At 44.4% G+C, this 25,947-nt stretch carries 22 protein-coding genes, 1 tRNA gene and 1 pseudogene; 15 read left to right on the top strand and 9 right to left on the bottom strand.

Going from position 1 to position 25,947, the window contains the following annotated elements; translation table 11 throughout:
* Positions 1 to 241: 241 nt before the first annotated feature.
* Positions 242 to 1,621 carry an NAD-dependent succinate-semialdehyde dehydrogenase gene (locus ACTXGE_RS04110; protein ID WP_435949353.1) on the top strand — a complete coding sequence of 460 codons (1,380 nt, stop codon included), beginning with the start codon at positions 242 to 244 and terminating at the stop codon, positions 1,619 to 1,621.
* Between the two features lie 135 nt (positions 1,622 to 1,756).
* Here ACTXGE_RS04110 and purN read toward each other — a convergent pair whose 3' ends face one another.
* Positions 1,757 to 2,443 carry a phosphoribosylglycinamide formyltransferase gene (purN, locus tag ACTXGE_RS04105; protein WP_435949352.1) on the bottom strand — a complete coding sequence of 229 codons (687 nt, stop codon included), beginning with the start codon at positions 2,441 to 2,443 and terminating at the stop codon, positions 1,757 to 1,759.
* Complete coding sequence (gene purM / locus ACTXGE_RS04100) at positions 2,443 to 3,492, bottom strand: phosphoribosylformylglycinamidine cyclo-ligase (RefSeq protein ID WP_435949351.1); 1,050 nt, start codon at positions 3,490 to 3,492, stop codon at positions 2,443 to 2,445. The genes purN and purM overlap by 1 nt, the downstream gene beginning before the upstream one ends.
* A 288-nt stretch (positions 3,493 to 3,780) precedes the next feature.
* On the opposite strand from purM, the gene ACTXGE_RS04095 reads away from it, so the two are divergent.
* The 3 genes from ACTXGE_RS04095 (at position 3,781) to ACTXGE_RS04085 (ending at position 6,768) form a co-directional block, all read left to right on the top strand.
* Positions 3,781 to 4,887, top strand: a complete 1,107-nt coding sequence (locus ACTXGE_RS04095) for an AI-2E family transporter (RefSeq protein WP_317198637.1) — start codon at positions 3,781 to 3,783, stop codon at positions 4,885 to 4,887.
* 267 nt (positions 4,888 to 5,154) lie between these two features.
* The gene (hda, locus tag ACTXGE_RS04090) at positions 5,155 to 5,958 is read left to right on the top strand and encodes a DnaA regulatory inactivator Hda (protein ID WP_435949350.1); all 804 of its coding nucleotides are present in this window, start codon (positions 5,155 to 5,157) and stop codon (positions 5,956 to 5,958) included.
* Between the two features lie 90 nt (positions 5,959 to 6,048).
* Entirely contained in the window at positions 6,049 to 6,768 is a 720-nt protein-coding gene (locus ACTXGE_RS04085; protein ID WP_435949349.1) for a DUF2057 family protein, read from the top strand.
* Between the two features lie 78 nt (positions 6,769 to 6,846).
* Here ACTXGE_RS04085 and ACTXGE_RS04080 read toward each other — a convergent pair whose 3' ends face one another.
* Both ACTXGE_RS04080 and ACTXGE_RS04075 read right to left on the bottom strand, forming a co-directional pair.
* Positions 6,847 to 7,329 (bottom strand): Dps family protein, encoded by a 483-nt coding sequence (locus ACTXGE_RS04080; protein ID WP_317198634.1) that lies wholly within the window; start codon positions 7,327 to 7,329, stop codon positions 6,847 to 6,849.
* Positions 7,330 to 7,553: 224 nt separating this feature from the next.
* Positions 7,554 to 8,213, bottom strand: coding sequence for a YcxB family protein (locus ACTXGE_RS04075; protein WP_435949348.1), 660 nt, complete (start codon positions 8,211 to 8,213; stop codon positions 7,554 to 7,556).
* A 270-nt stretch (positions 8,214 to 8,483) separates the two neighbouring features.
* Here ACTXGE_RS04075 and serS point away from each other — a divergent pair, with 270 nt between their 5' ends.
* From serS to ACTXGE_RS04050, 5 genes are all read left to right on the top strand, one after another.
* Complete coding sequence (gene serS / locus ACTXGE_RS04070) at positions 8,484 to 9,770, top strand: serine--tRNA ligase (protein ID WP_435949347.1); 1,287 nt, start codon at positions 8,484 to 8,486, stop codon at positions 9,768 to 9,770.
* Positions 9,771 to 9,923: 153 nt separating this feature from the next.
* A complete protein-coding gene (tkt, locus tag ACTXGE_RS04065) occupies positions 9,924 to 11,921 on the top strand; it encodes a transketolase (RefSeq protein ID WP_443542015.1) in 1,998 nt (665 codons plus the stop codon).
* A 208-nt stretch (positions 11,922 to 12,129) separates the two neighbouring features.
* Positions 12,130 to 12,879, top strand: a complete 750-nt coding sequence (locus tag ACTXGE_RS04060; RefSeq protein WP_443542014.1) for a DUF3239 domain-containing protein — start codon at positions 12,130 to 12,132, stop codon at positions 12,877 to 12,879.
* Between the two features lie 190 nt (positions 12,880 to 13,069).
* Positions 13,070 to 13,348: a type II toxin-antitoxin system RelE/ParE family toxin gene (locus ACTXGE_RS04055; protein ID WP_443542012.1), complete on the top strand. Its 279-nt coding sequence runs from the start codon at positions 13,070 to 13,072 to the stop codon at positions 13,346 to 13,348.
* 32 nt (positions 13,349 to 13,380) lie between these two features.
* Positions 13,381 to 13,680, top strand: a complete 300-nt coding sequence (locus ACTXGE_RS04050; protein ID WP_443542010.1) for a HigA family addiction module antitoxin — start codon at positions 13,381 to 13,383, stop codon at positions 13,678 to 13,680.
* A 142-nt stretch (positions 13,681 to 13,822) separates the two neighbouring features.
* On the opposite strand, the gene ACTXGE_RS04045 is transcribed toward ACTXGE_RS04050, so the two are convergent.
* The gene (locus ACTXGE_RS04045; RefSeq protein ID WP_443542008.1) at positions 13,823 to 14,413 is read right to left on the bottom strand and encodes a YceI family protein; all 591 of its coding nucleotides are present in this window, start codon (positions 14,411 to 14,413) and stop codon (positions 13,823 to 13,825) included.
* A 231-nt stretch (positions 14,414 to 14,644) separates the two neighbouring features.
* A complete protein-coding gene (locus ACTXGE_RS04040) occupies positions 14,645 to 15,805 on the bottom strand; it encodes an alpha-hydroxy-acid oxidizing protein (RefSeq protein WP_443542006.1) in 1,161 nt (386 codons plus the stop codon).
* A gap of 368 nt (positions 15,806 to 16,173) precedes the next feature.
* Here ACTXGE_RS04040 and ACTXGE_RS04035 point away from each other — a divergent pair.
* From ACTXGE_RS04035 to ACTXGE_RS04025, 3 genes and pseudogenes are all read left to right on the top strand, one after another.
* Positions 16,174 to 17,113, top strand: a pseudogene (locus ACTXGE_RS04035) (MBL fold metallo-hydrolase).
* Positions 17,114 to 17,256: 143 nt separating this feature from the next.
* Complete coding sequence (locus ACTXGE_RS04030) at positions 17,257 to 17,967, top strand: pirin family protein (RefSeq protein ID WP_435949332.1); 711 nt, start codon at positions 17,257 to 17,259, stop codon at positions 17,965 to 17,967.
* 33 nt (positions 17,968 to 18,000) lie between these two features.
* Positions 18,001 to 18,984 (top strand): NERD domain-containing protein, encoded by a 984-nt coding sequence (locus tag ACTXGE_RS04025; RefSeq protein ID WP_443542003.1) that lies wholly within the window; start codon positions 18,001 to 18,003, stop codon positions 18,982 to 18,984.
* A 3-nt stretch (positions 18,985 to 18,987) separates the two neighbouring features.
* On the opposite strand, the gene ACTXGE_RS04020 is transcribed toward ACTXGE_RS04025, so the two are convergent.
* The 3 genes from ACTXGE_RS04020 to exaC form a co-directional block, all read right to left on the bottom strand.
* A complete protein-coding gene (locus tag ACTXGE_RS04020; protein WP_443542001.1) occupies positions 18,988 to 19,323 on the bottom strand; it encodes a DUF779 domain-containing protein in 336 nt (111 codons plus the stop codon).
* 181 nt (positions 19,324 to 19,504) lie between these two features.
* On the bottom strand, positions 19,505 to 20,533 hold the full coding sequence (gene adhP / locus ACTXGE_RS04015; RefSeq protein WP_443541999.1) for an alcohol dehydrogenase AdhP: 1,029 nt from the start codon (positions 20,531 to 20,533) through the stop codon (positions 19,505 to 19,507).
* A gap of 115 nt (positions 20,534 to 20,648) precedes the next feature.
* Positions 20,649 to 22,175 (bottom strand): acetaldehyde dehydrogenase ExaC, encoded by a 1,527-nt coding sequence (gene exaC / locus ACTXGE_RS04010; RefSeq protein ID WP_443541997.1) that lies wholly within the window; start codon positions 22,173 to 22,175, stop codon positions 20,649 to 20,651.
* Between the two features lie 343 nt (positions 22,176 to 22,518).
* Here exaC and ACTXGE_RS04005 point away from each other — a divergent pair, with 343 nt between their 5' ends.
* The 3 genes from ACTXGE_RS04005 (at position 22,519) to ACTXGE_RS03995 (ending at position 25,892) form a co-directional block, all read left to right on the top strand.
* Positions 22,519 to 24,450, top strand: coding sequence for an AAA family ATPase (locus ACTXGE_RS04005; protein ID WP_443541995.1), 1,932 nt, complete (start codon positions 22,519 to 22,521; stop codon positions 24,448 to 24,450).
* 126 nt (positions 24,451 to 24,576) lie between these two features.
* Entirely contained in the window at positions 24,577 to 25,722 is a 1,146-nt protein-coding gene (locus ACTXGE_RS04000; protein WP_443541993.1) for a type I glyceraldehyde-3-phosphate dehydrogenase, read from the top strand.
* Between the two features lie 79 nt (positions 25,723 to 25,801).
* Positions 25,802 to 25,892 (top strand) — tRNA-Ser (locus tag ACTXGE_RS03995).
* The last annotated feature ends 55 nt before the right edge of the window (positions 25,893 to 25,947 follow it).

Genomic DNA, 25,947 nt, shown 5'->3' with positions numbered 1-25,947 from the left:
TACTTGTAGTGCTGGCTTTTTTGCTTGTGCCTTTCTATTATATCGATAGAAACCTATTAAGCTATTCTTTATAAATCAGTCACATCTTTAACATTTAGAACACATAACTTCATATCTTGTAAAATTAAAAGCCTAAACGTCTGTTACTATGATTTGGTGTTAAATAATAAATAGTATTCAAAAAAAGATAATTTGATGCATTTGCATCAACAAATTCATATTAATAAGAAGGACATAAATCATGGCAGATATTACTACGGTAAACCCAGTAACGGGTGAAGACATTAAAGAATACAATTATATGAGTAACGATGAGGTCAACAACATTGTTGAAGCCTCGCACGAAGCTTTTTTAGAATGGCGTAAAACGAGTCATGAAGAGCGTGCCAAAGTAATTAAGTCTATCGGTGAAACTTTAGCCAAATATAAAGAAGAATTATCAAAACTGATGACTGAAGAGCGTGGTAAGCTTTATAATCAAAGTTTAAGCGAAGTAGATTTGTGTATAGGAATTTGCGACTATACTGCAGAGAAAGGCGTTACCGCTCTTGCCGATGATGTACGCGATATCGAAAATATGAAAAAAGGTATCGTCACTTATCAGCCGATCGGTGTTATTTATGGTATGCAACCTTGGAACTTTCCAGCTTATCAAGTATTCCGTTATGCCATTGCTAACTTGATGGCGGGTAACAGTATTTTATTGAAGCATGCCGCTAATGTGACAGGCTCTGGCTTATTAATCGAAAAAATCTTTCATGAGTCTGATCTGCCAAACGATCTATTCCGTACCATCTTAATTGACCATGATCAGTCAGAAAAACTGATTGGTAATGATAAAGTGCGCGGTGTTACGCTCACTGGTAGTGATGATGCAGGTAAGGTTGTTGGTCAACAAGCGGCAAAAGTCCTCAAAAAAGTTGTGTTAGAGCTTGGCTCAAATGACGCCTTTATTGTTCTTGAAGACGCTGATTTAGATCTTGCTGTAGAGACTTGTACGCAAGCGCGTCTTATTAACAATGGTGAGACTTGTGTTGCAGCGAAACGTTTCATCGTTGTTGATAGCTTATATGACGAGTTCCGCGATCGTATTGTTGAGAAGTTTTCGAACACCAAAGCTGGTGATCCTATGGACGATAGCTCTGATATTGGCCCATTAGCACGCAAAGACTTGCAAGAGAAATTGCACGAGCAAGTCGAAGAGAGTGTCAAAAAAGGGGCTACGATTTCAGTTGGTGGTAAATTACCAGAAGGTAAAGGTAACTTCTATCCAGCTACGATTTTAGAGAACGTAAAGGAAGGTCAGCCAGCTTATGATGATGAGCTATTTGGTCCAGTCGCTTCACTAATTCGTGCCAAAGATCAAGACGATGCTATGCGTATTGCCAATGACAGTCGATATGGTTTAGGCGGCGCTATCTTCTCTAAAGACGAAGATAAAGCTATCCGTTTAGCAAGCGAGCAATTTGATACCGGTATGGTTTATATCAATGGCTATGGTCTTGCAAATCCAGCGCTACCGTTCGGTGGCGTGAAAAACTCAGGTCATGGCCGCGAACATGGCGGCTTTGGTATCAAAGAGTTTGTAAACATTAAAGGTTTGCATATTCATAGTAGCTAAGATCCTATACGGTCTTCAAAGCTAAGATGATTGAATAACAAACGATACAAAGCCCAGTCACTTATATATTAAGCGACTGGGCTTTTTGTGTACGTGTCATTTTTAAGTTGGATAATATTAAGAGATATACTGTGATTATTGGTCAATGTACAGAGTCAATGGTAGCACTGGTAGATAGTCATTATTTTTTAACAAATCACTATCGAAGGTCAGTATTCCTTTAGCGATAAGCAGTAGTGTCCAAGGTAGCAGTTGATGCTCAAGTTTTTGTACACGTTTTTGCAAGCTATCAGCAGTATCTTTGGGATTAACTTCCAATAAAGCTTGGGTCAAAACAGTACCTGCATCAAGCTCTGCTGTGACAACATGAACACTACAGCCATGATAGCGCTCGCCAGCTCTGATAACTCTGTTGTGAGTATCAAGACCCTTATAAGCGGGAAGTAAAGAGGGATGCAAATTAATCATTGGAGCGATAGAATGCTGGATAAAATCTGAACTCAACACTCGCATAAACCCAGCCAACACAATCAAGTCAGGTTGCCACGCTGCAATTCGGCGACTGGCATGGCTCTCAAAAGTCTTGATGCCCATGCGTTTGCCATTGGCAACATGCGACAATACGGCTACTGGGATATCAGCGTCTGTCGCACGCGTAACTGCATAAGCATCCTCACGGTTACTGATAACTCCAACGATTTCTATTGGAAGCTCGCTTGAGTGCATAGCATCAATCAAGACTTGCAGATTACTACCGCTACCAGAGACTAAAACAGCAACGCGCAACGGCTTAGCTGCTTGACTCACTCTCAAATCAGACATTATCTATAAACCACAGCTTCATCTTGACGATTAATCATTTCACCAATTTGCCACGCTTTTTCACCTGCATCATTTAGCGTATTGATTGCCGCTTGTGCTTTGTCTGCTGGCACTACGATAACGAAGCCAACACCGCAGTTAAAGGTGCGATACATCTCGCTTTGCTCGATATTACCTTGCGCCTGTAACCATGTGAATAACTCCGAGAACTGCCAGCTACTCGTATCGATACTAGCGGCTAGGTCATCTGGCAATACACGTGGCAAATTGTCAGTGAGACCGCCGCCTGTAATATGTGACATAGCATGTAGAGCTTGATTGCCAAGAGTGTCTTGTAGCGCTTTGATGGCCTCGACATAGATACGCGTTGGTGCCATCAGTGCGTCTTGGATAGATTGACCATCTAACTGCTTATCGCTGCTAATGATATCGATACCGCTGACCTCAACGACCTTACGCACCAGTGAGTAACCGTTTGAGTGTGCGCCGCTCGATGCAAGAGCGATTAACACATCACCCTCGGCAACGTTTTCACCCGTGATGACCTCGCTTTCTTCAACCACGCCAACACAAAATCCAGCCAAGTCATAATCATCGTCTTGATACATGCCTGGCATCTCAGCGGTCTCGCCACCGATAAGGGCACAATTTGCAAGCTTGCAACCTGCGCCAATACCTGTGACTACAGTCGCTGCGACGTCGATATCAAGCTTGCCTGTCGCGTAATAATCTAAAAAGAATAATGGCTCAGCCCCGCATACCAGCAGATCGTTGACGCACATGGCGACCAGATCAATACCAATAGTGTCATGACGATTCAGTTGCAAGGCCAGTTTAAGCTTAGTGCCAACGCCATCAGTGCCAGAGACGAGGAGGGGTGAAGTGTAACCGGTTGGGATGCGGCACAGCGCACCAAAGCCGCCAAGACCACCAACCACTTCGGGACGAGTAGTGGCTTTTGCTACGGATTTGATTCGTTGTACCAATGCATCACCTGCATCGATATCGACGCCTGCATCTTTGTAGCTTAAAGAAGTCTTGTCACTCATGGTCATCTCACAGTCATATATAGAAGTTAAAATAGCAGTCATACAAAGTTTAATTAAGGTGCGCGCATTATACCCAAAAACAGTAGGCACCCGCAAAACAACTTACCACTTTTGGGCGTATGCTAGATATAAATGTCAAATAAAACGTCAAAACACAAAAAAAGACTGCTTTTTTACTAAAGTCTGCAATAATGTGTGACATTAGGGCATCTCCAACAAGCCCTCCCATATTAGTCATCAGTACTCATCGCTATCATATAAATGAGCTTAATCGTAGGATTACGATCAATGATTACCCAGCCTATAGATCCCTTTTTTCGGCGTTTGTTTTTAGTTACTGTTATCGTAGTCTCACTACTACTTTTGTACTTATTGACGCCAGTGATTATCCCCTTTCTTGTCGCTTTTATTCTCGCCTATTTATTCAACCCTTTAGTCAAAAGATTGTCTAAGTATGTCAGACGCTGGATTGCGATTATTGTGGTATATACAGCGATTACGACTGGTATGGCAATACTAATGTGGTGGCTTATACCTACGCTATGGCATCAGTTGCAATCTGCTTGGGAGTATTTGCCAAAGGTTATAAGCTGGTACAACGATGTGGTAAGAGACTGGTTTAGTACCAATACCAATGTCGTTATGCCCGCGTTAGAGGTCAGCGGTTTTTCTGATACTTTGGTTGAGTATATGCAGACGCATTACAACATCTCTGATGCTAGCCTCTGGATGAGTCAACTCGTTGCCTCGAGTATGAGCTTTGTCAATAACGCCGGCTTGATTGTCTTAGTTCCTATTTTGACGTTTTATTTTTTGTTCAACTGGGATAAGCGTCTACATAGTTGGAAGATGGCGATACCAGCCGCCTATAGCAAAAAAGTCATTGGCATCGCTCAAGAGTGTGATCGCGCGCTCATGGAATTTGTAAAGGGGCAGCTGCTGGTTATGGTGCTCTTGGGGGTAGTGTACGCGGTGCAGCTACAATTAATAGGGCTGGAGCTTGGACTCACTATTGGGATGTTAGCCGGCGTTGCCAGCTTCGTTCCTTACTTAGGGTTTGGTTTGGGTTTTATCGCCGCTATCATTGCCGGTCTCTTTCAGTTTGGCTTTGACTGGTTTTATTTGTCGCTGATCGCAGGCGCGTTCTTGGTAGGGCAGGCGGTTGAAGGTTACGTATTACAGCCATTATTATTAGGTGACAAAATCGGTCTATCGCCGCTATGGGTTATCTTTTCGGTATTGGCAGGCGCTAGTATATTAGGGTTCGTTGGGATGCTTATCGCACTACCAGTATCAGCGGTTCTTAATGTCTTGTTTCGTCATCTGTATGGCTATTATCTAACTACAGACTTTTATAAAGGACGTAAGCAGTTAGAGTTATTTGAAAAAAAATAGCACAAGCTTTGGATACCAATGTAGTGACTTGGCAAGTATAACGGTGAAAGGACTTGTCAGTCATTTTGCAAATATGGTATATATAGGCGCAGTGTCTGATTATCATTGCTTGTGGTGACAAGAGCGATATTTAGACAAATGGATTAGCAATTTTACTGGTTTATGGCAAACAAGGATGTGACTCATAGAGCAATCAAAACTATGAAACATTTAGCGTCTACCTCTGCATAGCATATGGGGTATAGCGCAAACTTAAGTTGGTGAGCAATGGCCCAATCACAGCTAAGTCTCAATCTAGACATCAAGCACGATGCAAGCCTTAGCGACTTTTCAGGTCCAGGTTGGATGTCAATTATCGATGCAGTACGGCAGTTGCATGTCGGTCTGATCGGGCAGCTGTATCTGTTTGGTAGTCCTGCTACTGGCAAGTCGCATCTGCTCTCCGCCATTTGTGAGTCGTTCATTGATATGGACAAATCTGCAATTTGCTTATCTTTAAACGAGCTGATTCATACCGATGTCAATGTACTGTCCTCTTTGGAGAATTTCGATGTCATTGCTATTGATGATCTAGAGGTGTTAGAGCAAAGCCGTCAGTGGCAAGAGGCACTATTTCATCTGATCAATCGTAGCCGTGAAGGACAGCGTCAGCTATTATTTGCAGCCAATAAGCCTGCAAGCGAGCTACCCTTTGAGCTCAGAGACTTGCTGACGCGATTGGCACAAGCGCCGACTTTCAAGGTACCTGATGGGCAAAACATATCGGATCGCCAAGCGCTATTGCAGTCCATTCTTCGTCGCCGCGGCTGGCAGTTTGATGAGCGTATACTCCATCATTTACTAAGCGAAGGCCCGCATCGTATCGGCGCGTTAATAGAGGTCTTGGTTTACATACAGCCCATGTTCTCAAATCTGGGTCGTAGTAATATATCAAAAGCGGTCATCAGTGATGCGCTGCGTACTATCGATGAGCAGACATTAGCCGCTGAGCTTGCTGATATCACTCAAGAGACGCAAACAGACAACCAAATTGCCAATCAAGATCAACATACTATGCCGCTAGATTTTTAATAGATTTAGGCTTTTTGAGTTGATGACATCTATTGTCATTGAATTTAAAGAGGTGGCATTTCACCCTTTTAACCCTTTATAGGACATATTATGACTCTCTCGACAGCCTTACTCAAAAAGCTAGCTGTAGGTACCTTAATCGCGGGCGTAAGCTCAGTATCTATGCTCTCGCACGCAGCAGTGACTTTACTTGTTGATGACAATATCAAAGTTACCGCAATCAACGGTCAAGAGATCAAGCAAAGCGTGTTTCAGCCTTTAACCAAGTCATTTACTCTACAACCTGGTCAGCATGCTATTACCGCCAAATACGATCGTCTGTACAAGCTGCCACGTGACGAGCATGACTATTTACGTTCAGGTAATGTCAGTGTTACGGCAAATCTAGCAGACAACCAGACGTATCGCCTCACTATGCCTAACCAGCCAGAAGAGTATACAGCTGCAAAGGAATATGCTGAGCGTCCAACGCTCGCGGTACAGCAAAACAATACGATTATTGCCAGTCAGCAAAGCATGAGCGGCAATCAAGGTGGAATATTTTCAGGGATAGGCAAAGCATTGGGCGGCGTCTTTGGTGGTAGTGGTGATGCAGAATTACAAAACCAGCAAGCCATAGCAGCTCTAGGCCAGCCTTCTGCTGCACCTGTGGCAGCGACGCGCAATACCACTAATACAAACGCAGTGGTAACGACTGCTCCAGCTGCAACGCTTAGACCAACTACGAGTACCTTAGATAACTTTATGCAAGTATGGTTACAAGCGACGCCAAGCGAGCGTGAAAAGATACGCCAGTGGATACAGCAATAAATTAACACCATTAGACGAAAAAAAGCACCTAGTATACTAGGTGCTCTTTTAAATGACGCTTTAGCTATCAAGTACAGCTTATTTGGCTAAAAACGCATTATACATCCAAATGAGTTTTTCTTGTTGTTGTACGTACTCATCGAGCAAGTCAGCAGTACCTTGGTCATCACTTTGCGCGGCTATTGCAGACACTTCGCGCTGCTCTTCAATAAGTGCTTGCAAACCAGTAACGACGCCTTGTACACAAGCGTTACCATCATGAACGTTTTTGTCCTCATTAATGCTAGCGTGCTGTGCAAAATCGCTATAGGCATGAAGTGGCGTTTTGCCTAGCGTTAAAATACGTTCAGCGATTTCGTCAATTTCAACTTGCAAGTTGGTATAAAGTTCTTCAAATTTTTCGTGTAAAGAGAAAAAGTGCTCGCCTTTAACGTTCCAATGATAACCACGAACATTAATATAAAAGACGTGATAGCTCGATAGTAAGTTGTTTAACTTGGCGACAATCTCACTCATATCTGCTTTTTCTAGACCGATTTGATTCGTTGTATTATTACTCATAATATTGTCCTTGTAATTGAGTGTTAATTTGCACAGCAAGAAATTTGGGATCTACTTCATATCTTTGCTATACAAGTTAGTTTTTACGATAAAAGTAAATAGGTTTAGCCTCTTAATGACTTCTACTATAGCAAGTAAACATCAATAAGTTAAATTGAATAAACTCACGTACACGATATGTTTTATAAAATTACAGTGCCATAAGTGTTAATATTACAGGCTTTTTATTTTGGCAGTTGTATATTTGCAGTTTGCAAACCGCGAATAGGCACTACCTCTTGCAGATGTTGGCGTACCGTATCAATAGGAAATTTTTCTGCCTTTAGGCGTTTGGGTATGATTTGGCTGCCTTGCTGACCCTTAAGCTCAAACATCATAATCAGATAATCATCCGTCTCATCCCAGCTCTTAATTGCGCTCCATGGAACAACCGCTTGCTGGGTCGAGCCTGCGCGCATTTGCATACCGCGCATTTGCGGGTTTTGCATCAGATTTGGCTGACTGACAGGCATCGCCATTACCAGGCCATGTTTTTGTACCCCAAGTTTCATCTGACGCATCTCATCAGGCATCTCTTGCTCAGCCACTTGTTTATCAAACTGCTTTTTGACGTACCATTTAAACCCAAGGGTACGAACCAGCATATAGATAGCGACTGAAACCAGCATAAGCCAAAAGATAATCGTTGAATAACCCGTCAAAAACACTAATCCTGCGAGTGCTAAGATGACTACAACTGCCATGATGATCCACTCTTTTGTCTTAAAGCTTGAGAGACCAAAAGAGGGGCTAGCACTGGCAAATAGCTCGTACTGTGCTTGATGGAATTCGGCCTCGGTCATGTTTAAGGCGATAGGTTGCAGCGTGTAGGGGTACAAAGCCATAAAAGTTTCTCAGATGCTTGATGGTTGGATGCTTGGGTTTGAGGGCTTGGCAACTAAAAGTGTGATGGTTAGATGACTCATTATCAGACATCTAAGCTTACGCGCCAAGCTTTGATGCGCTTATCTTACCGAAAAGCGCTCCTAAAAGAAACAGATTAGCTTATCTATAGTCAAAACGTGGTCAAATCTGTCATGGCTTGGTATCATAGCAGCTGTTTTTTATTTTTTGACATTCCTCTTTTACCACTTTTAGCGTTACAGGCACCCCTTATGATTGATCCAAAACTCTTACGCGGCGATTTGAGCGATTTACAACAGCAGCTGGCCACTCGTGGCTACGAGCTTGATATGGAGTTCTGGCAAACCATCGAAAATGAGCGTAAATCGCTACAAGTCAAAACCGAAGAGTTGCAATCGCGCCGTAATGCGGGTGCTAAGCAAGTAGGCGCGCTAAAGAAATCAGGCGAAGATGCCAGTAGTCTACTCAGTGAGATGCAAAGCGTTAGCGGTGAGATTAAGGCAGCCGAAGACGAGCTGCGCACCTTACAAGAACGCATTACCCAAGCGGCGCTACAAATCCCTAATCTGCCAGCTAGCGATGTGCCCGCGGGTACCTCAGAAGACGATAACGTCGAAGTACGCCAGTGGGGAGAACCGCGCCAGTTTGACTTTGACGTAAAAGACCATACGCATATCGGTGAGACGCTCGGTATGCTTGATTTTGAAGCCGCTGCCAAGATTACGGGTAGCCGCTTCAATGTACTAAAAGGTCAGCTAGCACAGCTGCATCGCGCGCTGATTCAATTTATGCTCAATACCCATACGATGAAGTACGGTTACACTGAGACTTATGTGCCTTATATTGTCAACAGTGAGAGCTTAAAAGGCACAGGTCAGTTGCCTAAGTTTGAAGATGATTTGTTTAAACTGACCAATCATACCAATAACGAAGATACGGACTTTTACTTGATTCCAACGGCGGAAGTACCGATGACCAATTTGGTACGCGGCGAGCGTTTGGATATCAAAGAGCTACCATTGAAGTTCACCGCGCATACGCCTTGTTTTCGTAGTGAAGCGGGCTCACATGGTCGTGATACCCGTGGTCTAATACGCCAGCATCAATTTGAAAAGGTCGAAATGGTCAATATTGCTACAAGTGAGCAGTCCGATAGCTTGCTAGAGGCGATGACCGAGCAAGCAGAATATATCTTACAGCAGCTAAATCTGCCTTATCGTACCATGCTGCTCTGTACCGGTGATATGGGATTCTCTGCGCAAAAGACTTATGACATCGAAGTGTGGTTGCCAAGCCAAGAGACATACCGTGAGATCTCTAGCTGCTCAAACTGTGGCGATTTTCAAGCACGCCGCATGGGTACCCGCGTCAAAGACGGTAAGCAAACCAGTCTTGCGCATACGCTTAATGGCTCAGGTCTAGCGGTCGGTCGTACTTTACTTGCGGTTATGGAGAACCATCAAAACGCCGATGGTAGCATCACCATTCCAGAAGTGCTGCGTCCGTTTATGGGCGGGGTTGAGACTATTTCGATTTAAAAACTCTTTTCATTTGAATACATACGCATAAGCCACACCATTTTTTGGCGTGGCTTATAGCTATTATGGTAACATTGCAGCTAAATTTTATACCTTATTTCTGAGTCTATCTCTTTATCCTCCATACTTCTTATTTGAATATTAGGACCCGCTATGCCCACCCCAATTAACGAACGCAAACTTGCCAATGCTATCCGTGTACTCTCATTTGATGCGGTGCAAAAAGCCAATTCTGGACACCCAGGCGCGCCGATGGGTATGGCTGATATTGCTGAAGTTCTGTGGCGCAAATTTTTGAGACACAATCCTGCTGATCCACAGTGGCACAACCGTGACCGCTTTGTGTTATCGAACGGACATGGCTCGATGCTGATTTATTCACTACTGCATTTATCAGGTTATGACGTCAGCGTTGACGACCTAAAGGGCTTTCGTCAATTGCACTCTAAAACCCCAGGTCATCCCGAGCTAGGTTATACGCCAGGGGTTGAGACTACGACGGGTCCACTAGGTCAAGGTATCGCTAACGCCGTTGGTTTTGCTATTGCTGAAAAGACACTAGCCGCGCAGTTTAATCGTGACGGACATAACATCGTTGACCACCATACTTATGCGTTCTTGGGTGATGGCTGCTTGATGGAAGGTATCAGCCATGAAGTTTGCTCACTCGCTGGCACGTTAGAGCTTGGCAAATTAGTCTTCTTTTATGATGACAATGGTATCTCCATCGATGGCGATGTCGAAGGCTGGTTCACTGATGACACCCAAATGCGCTTTGAGAGCTACGGCTGGCAAGTCATCAAAGTCGATGGCCATGATACCGATGCGATTACTCAAGCAACTGAGCAAGCGATCAAAGAGACTAGCAAGCCAAGCTTAATCATTTGCAAAACCACTATTGGCGCCGGCAGCCCAAATAAGCAAGGCTTAGCAGCCAGCCATGGTGCCCCACTTGGTGATGACGAAATCGCCTTGACTCGTGATGCGTTATCGTGGAAGCATGCACCCTTTGAATTAGATGACGAAATCTATGAAGCGTGGGATGCCAAAGCCAAAGGCGACGTCATGCAAAAGAACTGGGATGCAGACTTTGAAGCTTACGAAAAGGCTTATCCAGAGCTAGCAAGTGAGCTAAAGCGCCGTTTAGAAGGCGAGCTACCAGCCGACTTTGAGACTCAAGCAAAAGACTATATCCAGCAAACTCAAGAGCAGGGCGGCGATGTCGCTAGTCGTAAAGCCAGCCAAAACGCGATTAATACTTTGCAGCCATTATTACCAGAGCTGATGGGCGGTTCTGCCGATCTCGCAGGCTCAAACCTAACACTTTTTAAAGATGCCAAGGGTATCGAAACTGATAGCGATGGCAACTATATCTATTACGGCGTACGCGAATTTGGTATGACCGCGATTGCCAATGGTATCGCATTGCATGGCGGCTTTATCCCTTATGTAGCAACCTTCCTCATGTTTATGGAATACGCTCGTAACGCCGTTCGTATGGGCGCGCTTATGAAGCAGCGTATCATCCATGTCTACACGCATGACTCTATTGGTCTAGGTGAAGATGGCCCAACCCATCAGCCGATTGAGCAATTAACGAGCCTGCGTACCACACCGAATCTGCGTACCTGGCGTCCGTGTGATGCAACCGAATCCGCTACGGCTTGGGTTGAAGCGATTAAGTCTGCTAATAATCCATCGGCGCTGATCTTTAGCCGTCAAAGCTTGCCCCATCAGGCCCGTGACAGCGAGCAAGTCACTAATATCACCAAAGGCGGTTATGTCTTAGCCAAAGAGCAGGGTGAGCTAAAAGCAATTATCATCGCGACAGGTTCAGAAGTTGGCCTTGCGATGCAAGCGCATCAAACGCTTAGCGAAAATGGCGTTGGCGTCCGTGTGGTCTCTATGCCCTGTGCGGAGATCTTTATGGAACAAGACGCTGATTACCGCGACTCGGTATTGCCTGCCACTATCCGCGCCCGCGTCGCAGTGGAGGCCGCGCATGTGGACTACTGGTACAAGTTCGTCGGTCTTGATGGTAAAGTCATCGGCATGACCACTTATGGTGAATCTGCGCCTGCTAGCGATTTGTATAAAGAGTTTGGTATTACCGCGGATGCGGTGGTTGAAGCGGTAAATAGTTTGGCCTGATTTGTAGGCTGCGGCTTTAACCCAGTACTTAGCTATGATTCATAGTTAAATTGAAGAGATTGTAAGAGGAGGAGCTGCTGGATAATTCCGGTGGCTCTTTTTTTATATTTAGAATACTATTCTCTAGATTACTGTTTGGATATTTGAAACATCCAAATAGCTTTTTAAAACCTTGTTAACAAGATCTGTAGCGTGGAAGGAATATCTAGTGAAGAATAATTTTACAGTTGATAATGACACTGTTGCTTCAAACCCGAGTAATGCAGAACTCAAAAAACGGGTATGGTTTCGACATAATAAGATAGTTGTAGGTTCACTACTCTTGTTTGTAGTTTGGTCGCTACTAGCTACTGTGATTATCGATATCGTATATTTATTCGTTATTGTTGTAGCAGTTATTATAAATGTTTACTATTGGACAAACAAAAAAGAGCATTTCTTAAGTGGTCATTCAAACGGTGGTATCGTTGTGGGTACTTATCCTACTCTCGTTGCTGTGAATGGAGACTTGAGTAAAGGCTATGGTTACTTTCCAGTTATAAAGATAACAAAACGCAATTCATTAAAAAATGTGAACATCGGTGACAGGATTCCAACTGTTGCCCTTTATACTGCTTCATCAGATGAATTCTTATCACATTGGATAAACTTTAACCCAATTCCCTTATCTTATGCTACAGATGATCCAAAAGTACTTGAACAAGCTATGCAGAGCTATCCAAATGAACAGTGGGAACAGCTAGAAAACTACTTGTTAAATTTGGAGAAACCCTACAAAGTTGGTTTGTATCAAGTTGAGAAAGAGCATAGTAGTTGGAATGAGGTATCGAATGACTCCCTAAATGTTCTAAATCGTCTTGAGCTTGAAGAAGGGCATGAGGGTATAAACCTGACAAAAATTATTATCAGTGTGGTTGTGTTTATAGCTATTTTAAAAGCAGTAGAATTTTTTGTTTAAAAACGCTACAAATGGTTTGCCTATTCGGTTATTAAGTGTACATAAGCGTCGCTGATGAAATAATTTTTTATAGGATTCGCCCCATACTTTATACTAACCAAAAGATCAGTGCGCAAAAAGCAGTTTATGTTTTGCTATTTATCGATTATCGATATACAATAAAAAACGTTCGCAATACTTTGGCATAAATATGACGATTGATTTTAAATGTAGCGATACGCGAGCGCTTTTTGAAACAGGAAAAACCAAGCGTTGGTCTGCAATCAAAAATGTAGCAGAACGAAAGCTATTACTGTTAGATAATGCAATTATTTTAGAAGATTTGAAATCGCCGCCTGGCAATCGTTTAGAAGCGCTACGAGGTAATAGAGAAGGTCAACACAGTATTCGTATTAACGCTCAATTCAGACTATGCTTTGTTTGGACAGACAAAGGAGCTATAGAAGTAGAGATAGTTGATTATCATTAATTTTAAATATAGTAGAATAAATAGAGGTTATTATGACTAAAAATGGTATGCGCCCCATACATCCAGGCGAAGTATTGCGAGAGGATTTTCTTAAGCCCCTTGATATGAGTGCTAATGCTCTAGCTAATAATCTTGGCGTCACGGCGGCTCGTATCAATGAAATTATCCGCGAGAAGCGAGGAGTTACCGCAGATACTGCTTTACGTCTAGCTAAGTATTTTGGTGGTAGCGCGCAGTTTTGGCTTAATTTGCAATCAACTTATGAGCTACGATTAATTGAGACGAATGATCTACAGTTTTTAGATGATATTGAGCCTATTGAGTATGCCTAATGGGTGCAAGGTAAGCGTAGCTAATAGTATGAAAGGTTAAAAATCGTATTAATAGGTTATGTCTTATCGTCATTCTCTGTGAGAATTTAAAAGTTTAATACTACCTTATAGTGAATATCACACTTTGACTATCTGGCAATCCTTAGTTCGCCGCTACCAGCTGACCTGATATCTCAAGTGGTATGTCATTGCCAACGAGGTTTGGAAACGCGGTAACGCCGTAGTCGTATCTGTTAATGGTGCCTGTTGCCTTAAACTTGATAACAGGTTGACGGGTGGCAGGGTCATTTTGAACGTTGTTGAGTTTGACCTTGACGGTTAGCGGCTTGGTTTGTCCCAGCACCGTAAAATTGCCAGTAACGTTCGCTTCTTTTGCGTTAATCATGCTGACCTTTTTGGAGACAAAGGTCATTGTCGGATATTGCGCGGTGTTGAGCAGCTCTTTGCGGCGCAAAAAAGCGTTACGCAGAGTGCCACCTGCATCGATGCTGTCAGTTTTTACTGTAAAGTTGATGGTTGTGCTCGTAGGGTTTTTTGCGTCATAACGGATTGAGCCATTCATATTATGAAACTGACCTTCTACCATACCATTGCCAAAGTAGGCGACTTGAAAGTCTACTTGAGTTTTGGGTAGATCCAGTTGCCATTTTTGCGGAGTCGCGGCTTGAGATATCGTAGGTAGGGATAGCAATAAGCTAGCGGCGAGGGTGGTGTTCATAATTGCGGGGTTCATACTCATAGTCCGTGACGCACTGTAAAATGTGTTTGTATTGTAATAGGTAATAAGGGAGTAGCCTACTATATTTGGCACTTTACCCTGTACGATTAAAGTTATCAGTCATTGCGTGGGTAGATTGATAAAGTCATATAAGTGATAATAATGAAACGTTTTGGCATAAAAAAGAGCGACTAAAATAATTTAGTCGCTCTTTTGTTTTAAGGTAATTGCAAGGTTTATACCTAATTAGCCCTCAAAGGTACTGTACTCTTCGTTTTGACCGACAATCTCAATGAAATTTGGGTTTAGATCAGACAGTTTTTGAGCACCAGTGAGGAGCATGGTTGATCTTAGATCATTATTGATGTGCTCAATAACGGATTGTACGCCTTGTGCGCCGCCAAGGCCCAGACCATACATCATCGGACGACCGATAGCGACGGCGTCAGCACCCATAGCCACAGCGCGAACGATATCGATACCACGACGTACGCCGCCGTCTAAGATAACAGGGACGCGGCCAGCAACGATCTCAACGATAGGGGGTAGGGCAGTAATGCCAGCAGGGACACCATCGATCTGACGACCGCCGTGGTTTGAGACTTGAATAGCATTGGCACCTGCGCGGATGAATCTATCGGCATCATCAGGACGCAAAACGCCTTTGACGATAACGGGTAGTCCTGTGAATGTCTTAATAAATTGAATGTCTTCGGTTGTGAGTGAGGTTTTTTGATCAAAGAAGTTACCAAAACCGCCTTTTTTAGGATCATGGTTGGCAAAGGTAGCATCAGGACGGAATGGGCTGCCCATTGCTCTAAAGTCCTCTGGCTGACCTGGGCCTAGAGCGTCAGCGGTTAAGATAATAGCGGTATAACCAGCCGCTTTGGCACGACTTAACAGTGAGCGCGTTACTTTTATATCATTGTTCCAGTACAGCTGAAACCATTTTGGACCCGTAGTGGCCTTGGCGATCTCCTCTAGCGTTGCGTTTGAGGCACCCGATGAGCAATACAAGGTATTAGCAAGACCTGCGCCGCGAGCGGTGTCTTTTTCGCCTTGCTCATGCACCATCATATGTGCGCCCATAGGCGCTACCATGACAGGAGACGGCATATTTAGACCGAGCAGACGCGTTGAGATGTCGATATCATCGTTGGTTAAACCGACTAAGCGCTTGGCTGCAATGCGATAATCATTAAAGGCACGGCGGTTTTCACGTAGCGTCCACTCATCACCTGCGCCGCCTGATACAAAGGCATAGCCTGCTTTTGGAATAGCGGCGCGTGCTTCAACTTGCAAGCGATCTAAGCTAATAATATTGAGTTTTTTCTCAGCCGTGCTTGCCATATAAGGTACAGCGGGACGGCTAGCGTCATTCGCTGCGGCAAATACTTGCGTGCTCATTAATGGTATAGCGCCGAGGCCTATGCCCGCTGCGCCTAGTAACTTGCGTCTTGAAATCGTTTTTTGCTTAATTCGTGAGTGGTATTTACTGATGGTTTCATTATTCTTCCTTTAATTAATGAGAACTGATATGAGCATTTGTCAGAGCATTATAATAAATAATGAATGTTTGATGTTAACTATTTGTTAACTATGCGCTACGATAGTTAATTAAAACTTCAAATTACCGATTATTTGTTATATATTATTACAGGTTAGTAACTTCTTGTGATTTGATCTATCCATTCTCTAACTTTTTTTGTCGCCGAGTCAATACTATTATTATTTCAACTACATTAAGGACTATTATGACTTTATTCAAAAAATCTATGCTGACTCTTGCCAGTCTGACCCTGTCAGTTGCAGCGTCTGCGGCGTCCGATACGGGCATTAGTGTCGATAAATCCAACATCACGACTCGTGCTGTACTACCAGACTTTACTGTTGGCATGTGTGATGATGCCGCACCTACTTTAACCAAACTCAAAGATAATCTGTATCGTCATACCAATGGTTCAGGGCTTGCAGTCCACAGTGGTATCGTTATGATTACTGATGAAGGCGCGTTAGTTGTCGATGCAGGCGCGACTTGCGCGGCCCAGTGGCTTAGCAAAGAGATCCAAAGCCGCTTTGGTGTTCCTGTCAAATACAACGTCTTGACCCATGCTCACGCCGATCACATGGCAGGTAGCAGGTAGTCAAGTGTTTCAGCAGCAAGGCGCGACCATCGTCGCTCATAGAAACGCGATCGAGCCTGTCATTGGCGAGAGAATGCCGTATGCTATTCCAGATAAAGTGTTCGATGAAGACATGACCATTACCCTTGGCGGCGAGACCGTTGAGCTACACCGCGTCGATCCTAGTCATTCAAATAGCATGACCATGGTACTATTCCCGCGCCAAAAAGCCCTACAATGTACTGATGTCTGTCAAAACAAAACCATGCCATACAATGACTTTTTAGACTTTTACTATGATGGCTGGATTGACACTTTAGATTGGGTCATCGCACAAGACGTCGATATCATCGATATCGGTCATTACACGCCCGCGACCAAAGCTGAGCAAGTGGCGCTACGTGATTACATGGTCGATTTGCACAAGCAAGTTCTGACGCTTGAGCGCGCAGGTCAAAGCTGGGATCAGCTCTATCGCAATGTTAAGTTTAGCCCAGAGGTACAAAGCTGGACTAACTTTAGCAATATGAAAACTCTCAATACGCTTGGCATGCACCGCTGGGTAAAAAATCATCGCCGCGGTATGTGGTAGGCTACTGTTTATTAAAAGCCAAAAGCTAAAAGCTAAAAGCTAAAAGCTAAAATTTAATAGTGATAAATGAGTTGTTAGAATCATCTAGCAGCTCTTTTTTATGAGTTAACATATTCATAGGGTCACTCAAACTAGGATATATTATGAAAACTATCCATCATCCTGCAAATAAACGTGGCGGCTCCTATCAGGGTTGGCTAAAATCTAAGCATACCTTTAGCTTTGGCGACTATTACGATCGCGCGCGGGTCGGCTTTGGCGCACTTAAAGTCATTAACGATGATCATATCGAAGGCGGGCACGGACTTAGCTCACACTCTCACCGTAATATGGAGATTGTTAGTATTCCATTATCGGGCACGCTGTTGCACAAGGATAATATGGACAACGAGAGTATCATCAAAAGTGGTGAGATTCAGATCATGTCAGCGGGTACAGGCGTCGTACATTCTGAGAGTAATGTCAGCCTAGATATACCTGTGAAGTTCCTACAAATTTGGCTAGAACCTAACAAAAAAAACGTCACTCCGCGCTATCAGCAGGTCAGTATTATTGATTTGCTAAAGCATAACCAATTCGCTCAAGTGCTATCACCAAATGCAGATGACGCAGGCTTGTGGATTTATCAAGAGGCGTGGTTTAGTGTCGGTGAGTTTGATGCAGGCGTGACCAAAACTTATGCCTTAAATGACACCAGCAGTGGCGCTTATGTCTTTATGATTTCAGGCAGTGTGATTATCGATGGCACTGTATTGCAGCCGCGTGATGGCTTGGGTATTACCGAGACGAATAAGTTTGCGATGGATGTCATTAGCAAGGCGCAGGTACTGGTGATGGAAGTGCCAGTTAGATAACTATTCTAAGAATATAGGTTAAGGATAAAAACCATGTCTCTTATGTCCAGTTTCAAAGGTGTTTTGGGCGAAACCGTTATTAATGTCGCTATGTGGCTCAAGCTTGAAAAAGACATTTATCATCGTCTAAACAATATTACCTTGCCACTAGCTAATGACGGTAGTACCCAGATCGATCATATCATTGTTTCAGTGTATGGCATCTTTGTGATTGAAACCAAGAATTATAAAGGCTGGATATATGGTAGAGAAAAGCAGCGTCAGTGGACGCAAGCCTTCGCAAATGGTCGAAAATTTAAATTTCAAAATCCACTTCGGCAGAATTATCTACACATCAAAACGCTAGCGGATCTGCTTGAGCTGGATATGAGTTACTTTCATTCTATGATAGCCTTCATTGGTGAGTGCGAGCTTAAGACGCGTGATGAGCTGCCAGAGCATGTACTAACGAGCGGTATGGCCTCTTATGTAAAGAAAAAACAGGATAAGATACTCAGCGAAGAAGAGGTCAAGTCTATCGTTGAGCAGATTGAGACTAATAGATTTAATAAATCTTGGCGTACTAATCGGCAGCATAAAGCCTATTTAAAAAATAAACATAGCACTTCAAAGAAAAACAACTCTAACACTACCAAAGAGTCTGAGAGGCAATTAGACGTTAAATCATCCTCGAAACTAACAGCAAAAAAGACGCTTAAGAGTAGTGAGGTACATCAGTGGTCAGGTCAAGTTGAACAAGATGATCCGTCGAGAATGCCATTTACGAGCGAAAACGCGGTTTTTATGACGCCGTTTGAGGTTGTAGATGACAAAAGTGAGTCGCTTAGGGCGTTTGAGCAACCAATAGCGATTCTTGAAGACATTAAAAAGCCTACTATTTTGGCCCAAACCATGACTTGTCCAAAATGTAATAGCGAGATGCTCAAGCGCGTGGCTAAAAAAGGCGCGCGTCAAGGTCAGGTATTTTACGGTTGTAGCCAGTTTCCCAAATGCCGCGGGGTGGTGAATATCAACTAAGAATCATTCGACATCTACCGCACAAATCTCCGAGCGCACAATAAAACGCTTACCCTCTGGTATCTCAAGCGAAAAACTTGCGCCGCGACCATTGACCACATCGATAGTTAGATCGGTATGTTGCCACAGCTTATGCTGCGCACGACCCATATAAAACGGACAGCCTGCCAGCTCACCGACGAGCACATCTTGAGCGCCAGTCTTAAACTCGCCTAACGGATAGCACATCGGCGAGCTGCCATCACAGCAGCCGCCAGATTGATGGAACATGAGATCGCCGTGCTTGGACTTCAATAGCTCAATTAATTCGATGCAAGATGGGGTTGCTTCAAGTTTCATATCGGACTCCTTGTCTTTGCAATCTGATTTGTTCAACTTTTATTAAGAAAATATAAAAGGTCGTACCGTTTACGCGCATACTATTAATAGCACGGCACTGAAAACAATACGACCAGTTTTTAAGAATAAAGCGATAAGAGATAGCATAACTGATGTACGTCGTAACGCTACCTGCTGATCACTACATCGAATAGTCAATCACGATACGTCCCTCGATCTTACCGTCACGCATGCGCTCAAAGATATCATTGATATTCTCAAGTGGTTCAGCGGCAACGGTCGCTTTTACCTTGCCTTTAGCCGCCATATCTAATGACTCTTGCAAATCAAGACGCGTACCAACGATTGAGCCGCGAATAGTGATACCGTTCAGAACGGTGTCAAAGATAGAGACAGGGAAATCGCCTGTAGGTAGACCATTACAAACTAACGTACCGCCGCGCCGCAGCATACTAAGCGCTTGCTCAAACGCTTTTGAGGAAACGGCTGTCACCAGTACTCCATGAGCGCCGCCTATCTCTTTTTTTAAGAATTTGCCAGGATCAGTATCTTTGGCGTTGACAGTGACTGTTGCGCCGAGCTTTTTGGCGAACGCAAGCTTATCATCATCAATGTCGACCGCAGCTACGTTTAGTCCCATAGCCACCGCGTACTGTACTGCCATGTGACCAAGACCGCCGATACCAGAGATGACCACCCAATCACCGGCTTTGGTTTCGGTCATTTTAAGACCTTTGTACACTGTGACTCCTGCACATAACACAGGTGCAATCTCTACCGAGTCGACGCTTTCAGGGATAATACCGACATAGTCTGCATCTGCTAGCACGTACTCAGCAAAGCTACCATTGACTGAATAGCCGGCGTTCTTTTGACGTAAGCATAAGGTCTCCCAGCCGCCCAAACAATGGGTACAGTGACCACAAGCCGAGTACAGCCAAGGAACACCGACGCGATCGCCTTCTTTGACATGATGGACATTGTCACCAACGGCGGTGATTAAGCCGACGCCTTCGTGTCCAGGGATGAGAGGAAGTTTAGGTTTAGACGGCCAATCGCCTTCGATAGCGTGCAAATCGGTATGACAGACGCCAGACGCTTGCATTTTGACGACGATTTCCCCAGCGCCTGGGGTTGGAATGTCTACTTCTTCTATTTGTAATTGCTGACCAAATTCATGCAGGACTGCCGCTTTCATTTTATCAGTCATAACGTAACTCCTTGTCATCGTACTCAAGTCTAATGCTCCACGAGCATTAAGATTGCGCTTTATGATAATTGTCATAAAGCACGATAATTACCATAAAGCGCGTTGAAGGATAGGCTTAGAAAAAACCCATCGCTTTAGGACTGTATGACACCAGCATGTTTTTGGTTTGCTGATAGTGATCGAGCATCATTAGATGGTTCTCACGTCCGATACCTGATTGCTTGTAGCCACCGAATGCTGAGTGTGAAGGGTAGACGTGATAGCAGTTGGTCCATACACGGCCCGCTTGGATACCACGACCAAAACGATACGCCTTATGAACGCTACGTGTCCAGACGCCTGCGCCTAGTCCATATAGGGTGTCATTGGCGATACTCATCGCCTCATCATCGTCCTTAAAGGTAGTCACCGCAAGTACAGGACCAAAGATCTCTTCTTGGAACACGCGCATGTCATTGGTGCCCTCAAAGATAGTCGGCTGCACGTAATAGCCGTCGCCGAGATCGCCGTCATGCTGGGCACGCTCGCCACCAACTAAGACTTTAGCGCCTTCTTTTTTGCCAATATCTAAGTAAGAGAGGATTTTTTCTAACTGATCTGAGCTGGCTTGTGCACCGATCATGGTATCAGTATCGAGTGGATTACCCATCTTGATTGCCTTGACGCGCTCGATACAGCGTTTAATAAACTCATCATAAATACTCTCATGTACCAGGGCGCGCGATGGGCAAGTACAGACCTCACCTTGGTTCAGAGCGAACATAACCAGACCTTCGACCGCTTTATCCAAGAAGTCATCATCTTCATCCATAATATCGGCAAAGAAAATGTTAGGACTTTTGCCGCCCAGCTCTAGCGTTACTGGTATGATGTTTTCGCTAGCGTATTGCATGATAAGGCGACCAGTAGTGGTCTCGCCAGTAAAGGCCACTTTATTAATACGCGGATTGGAGGCAAGAGGCTTACCTGCTTCGACACCAAAACCGTTAACGACGTTGACGACACCTTTTGGTAGAATGTCAGCGATGCCAATGGTCTCAAGCATAAACAGGATAGAAGCTGGTGTTTGCTCGGCAGGCTTTAGTACCACACAGTTACCAGCGGCAAGCGCGGGAGCGAGCTTCCATACGGCCATCAGAATGGGGAAGTTCCACGGGATAATTTGTCCGACAACGCCGAGAGGCTCATGGAAGTGATAAGCAACGGTGTCTTCATCGATCTGGCTGATGCCGCCTTCTTGCGCGCGGATAGCACTGGCAAAATAGCGAAAATGATCAATGGCGAGTGGTATATCAGCGGCTAAAGTTTCGCGTACTGCTTTACCGTTTTCATAGGATTCAGCGATAGCAATGGCCTCGAGATTGGCCTCCATCTTATCGGCAATTTTGAGTAGTAGATTAGCGCGCTCAGTGACACTAGTTTTGCCCCAAGCATCTTTGGCGGCATGCGCGGCATCTAAGGCTTTTTCGATATCGGCTTCTTTTGAGCGTGCCACTTGGCAGATGGTTTTGCCATCGATAGGACTTGGGTTATCAAAATATTCACCATCAGTGGGCGGCGTCCATTCTCCATTAATAAAGTTGTCGTACTTGTCACGGAACTGAACGGTGCTATCTTGGGTGTTGGGATAGGGGTATAACATAAACGATTCCTTGTTAAGTTGGTGCTATCAGTACAGGCTAACTCTTGCCTGTGGGTCTACTTAATAGCGTATAAAAAATATAATAAAATTAAGTATTTATAAAATAGCTTTTACTCTTAGCGGTGTTTTATATAAAAGCTATTACCTTATCCTACTAAGCTTTTGTAAGGAGTGATAGTGACTAATAATAGTCATATGTTAGTGCTGCGATAACTTTAAGTTATCAATGCGCAAGTTGTTAAAAAGGTTCGCAAAGCCTGATGAGCTGTTATAATAATTGCCATTTATTTAGCCTACCGCGCCTTGGTAGCTCACTTATCTTTTAGACTACTGGTTTGGATCTATGCGTCAATCTTCTGCTCTTGATATCTTGCAAACAGGCCAAAATGTCTTTTTGACTGGCTCAGCAGGCTCAGGCAAGACTTATACCCTTAATCAATATATTAATTATCTGCGTGCACGCCGCGTCCCTGTTGCAGTGACGGCTAGCACTGGTATTGCTGCAACGCATATGAATGGCACGACGATACATAGCTGGTCGGGCATTGGCATCAAAGATGAGCTGACGGATCGAGATTTGACCAACTTATCGCGTAAGCAATTTTTAGCCGATAGACTCAAAGACACTGCTGTCCTCATCATTGATGAGATATCGATGCTCCATGCCAAGCAGCTCAATCTAGTCAATCAAGTGCTCAAACATGTGCGCAAAAACGATAATGCTTTTGGCGGGATTCAGGTCGTCGTCGCTGGGGACTTTTTTCAGCTGCCGCCTATTGGCAGTCGCGGCGAGAGCAATCGGGACAAGTTTGCCTTTATGTCTGAGGCTTGGCTTGATGCCAAGTTCCATATCTGCTACTTATCCGAGCAGCATCGGCAGGTAAGCGAGGCGGCAAATGGTGGTTTAGATTTGGATGACATTCTCAATCAAATTAGGCGTCAAGAAGTCACCTTTGAGGCTATCGAGGCGCTAGAGGCAACCTACGATCAAGACGTCGATATCAGTCGCACACGGTTATATACCCATAATCTCAATGTTAATAAGATCAATGACAAGGAGCTTGCCGCGTTAGAGGGCGAGACCATGCGCTTTGAGGCAAGTGCCACAGGGGATAGTAAGCTCGTTGATACGCTCAAAAAAACCGTACGTACCCAAAATGATCTGACGCTAAAGGTCGGTGCTAAAGTGATGTTTATCAAAAATAACACTGAGCTTGGCGTCTCTAATGGCACGATGGGCGAATTGGTTGGTTTTGCCGCAGTAAAAATCGATGACAAGGACAAAGCCCAAAATGATGCTTTAATAGCGAGCGATAAAAAAGCTATTGAAATCGATGATAATGATGGGGTCAGCACCGAGCAAAAAAGTGCAAAACAACAAGAAAGGTCTAAATCTAAACAACCTGCTACGCAAAAGATGCCCGTCGTCAGGCTCAACTCAGGGCGCGAGGTCGTCGCTGAGGTAGAGGAATGGATCATCGAAGATGAGAGCGGAGAGGTATTGGCAAGCTATGAGCAAGTGCCGCTGTGCTTAGCATGGGCGATTACTATCCATAAATCGCAAGGCATGACCTTGGACGCCGCTGAGATTGATCTGTCGCGTACCTTTGAGCTGGGTCAGGGTTATGTCGCGCTCTCACGCCTTAAGTCACTGGCGGGGCTACAACTGCTTGGCATGAACGATATGAGCTTGCAACTAGACCCATTAGCACGTGGAGCCGACAAGCGCTTTTTGACACTATCAGAAGAAGCGGATGCCAATTACGCGATGCTTGATGACAAAAGCATGAAACAGGCGCATGATAAGTTTATCCTAAAGTCAGGTGGCACCCTGAGTCAATCAGTAATCGATGCTTATGAGGGTCTACAAAAGCGTCGCCGCGAGCGCATAAAAGCGGTGCAGGACAAAAAGCAAAAACTAGGCAACCAAGTCGCTGATAAGTCAGAAAGCACGCTATTATTGACTAAGATGCTGCTGGAGGAGAGCTTGTCCATTGCCGAGATCGCGCAAGAGCGCGAGCTGGCGCAGTCGACAATCATGCGTCATATCAGTGAGCTCAAACGCCAAGATCCAAGCCTTGCCTGTGATCATCTGCGTCCTAATGATGAAGTCATGACCGCTGTTGGTAATGCTTATGTAGCGATTAAAGTGGCCAATAATCCTAATGACTTTAACGATGATGGTAGCGTCAAGATTAAGCCTATTTACGAGAGTCTTAAACAAAGCGTGGACTATAATACTATTCGCTTGGCACTCATATTTATCTCGCCTTAAATTATCGTGCTTTGAGTGTTACCGTGCTTTGGTTGTTATCGTGCTTTAAGTATTATCGTACTTTAAACAGTCGCTATGTCACAATGATAAGCGCTCTGTCCCTACCTTTTATAGCGATGCCTTTTTATGCCTGATTTTTCTAGCGCTATTTATCAATTGACGCCCAATCCTATCAAAAATACCGCTGTCACTAGCGCGCATGCTCAGCCACTGCGGGTGGCGATTAATGGTTTTGGTCGTATCGGGCGCAATGTGCTACGAGCCATGATAGAGCGCTTTGAGGTGCTTGGACGTGCTATCCACATCGTCGCTATTAATGACTTAGCGCCTGCTGATATCTTGTTGCATCTGTTAAAGTTCGATAGCACTCATGGACGCCTAAGCCGTCTTGGGGTGAGCGCCGATATCATAGAGGATGATAGTGAGACGCAGCTGTGCTTGACCAAAAACAGCCATACTTACTGTATTCGTATGCTTAGTGAGCCTAATCCTTCGCAATTGTTGTGGGCGACGCTTGAGATTGACGTTGTACTAGAATGCACAGGTCATTTTCGCTCTTACGAGCAAGCTAGCATGCATATTGACGCAGGTGCGCGGCAGGTGATCATAGGCGCAGCTCCCTTTGATACGGTTGATGCTTGTATCGTCATGGGTGTTAATACTGATATGCTTACCTGCAAGCTACCGATTATCTCAAGCGTCTCTTGTACCACACAAGCCCTAGTACCACTTATCGACACGTTGGACAAAGCCTTTGGTGTACGCTCAGCGATGATGACAGAGATTCATGCGGTGACTGCTGATCAAAACGTCCTCGATCAAGCGCACCGCGATCCGCGCCGCGCTCGAGCTTCAGGTCACAATATTATCCCAACTACATCAAGTAGTATCGCCGCCACCGAACGCGTCCTACCCGCAATGGTCGACAAGATTAATGGGCATTCTATTCGCGTACCGACTATCGATGTCGCTGCCATAGATGTTACCTTTGTTTTGAATACGCCCGATGTCAGTATTGACGCTATAAAGAGTGCACTACTAACAGCTAGTCAAACGCATCTATTGGGGATTATGGCTTATACCGATGAGCCGTTGGTATCGAGTGATTTTATCCATCAGCCAGAGTCGCTGATTATCGATGGTCAGCAGCTCATGCAGGTGGGCAGTCAGTACAAAGTGTTTGCTTGGTACGATAATGAATGGGGTTATGCTAATAGGCTGCTTGATATGTGCTTACATCTAGCATCGAGCAAACCACAGCGCCATAACTAAAAGCATCGGCAAAATAATTTGATTTTTTTGAGCTACGCGCTTGCATTCTCATATCATATCGCTATAATGATGCACAAATGGAGACGTGGCAGAGCGGTTGAATGCACCGGTCTTGAAAACCGACAAGGGTTCATAGCCCTTCGAGAGTTCGAATCTCTCCGTCTCCGCCAAATTTGATAGTTAATATTTTAAAGAAAAGCCCTAATCACTTGCTGATTAGGGCTT

It is taken from the genome of Psychrobacter sp. T6-4, from assembly GCF_052258425.1.
In the GTDB taxonomy this organism is placed as follows: domain Bacteria; phylum Pseudomonadota; class Gammaproteobacteria; order Pseudomonadales; family Moraxellaceae; genus Psychrobacter.
The sequence above is the reverse complement of the archived record's forward strand: the minus strand, read 5'-3'. Positions and strand labels throughout refer to the sequence as shown.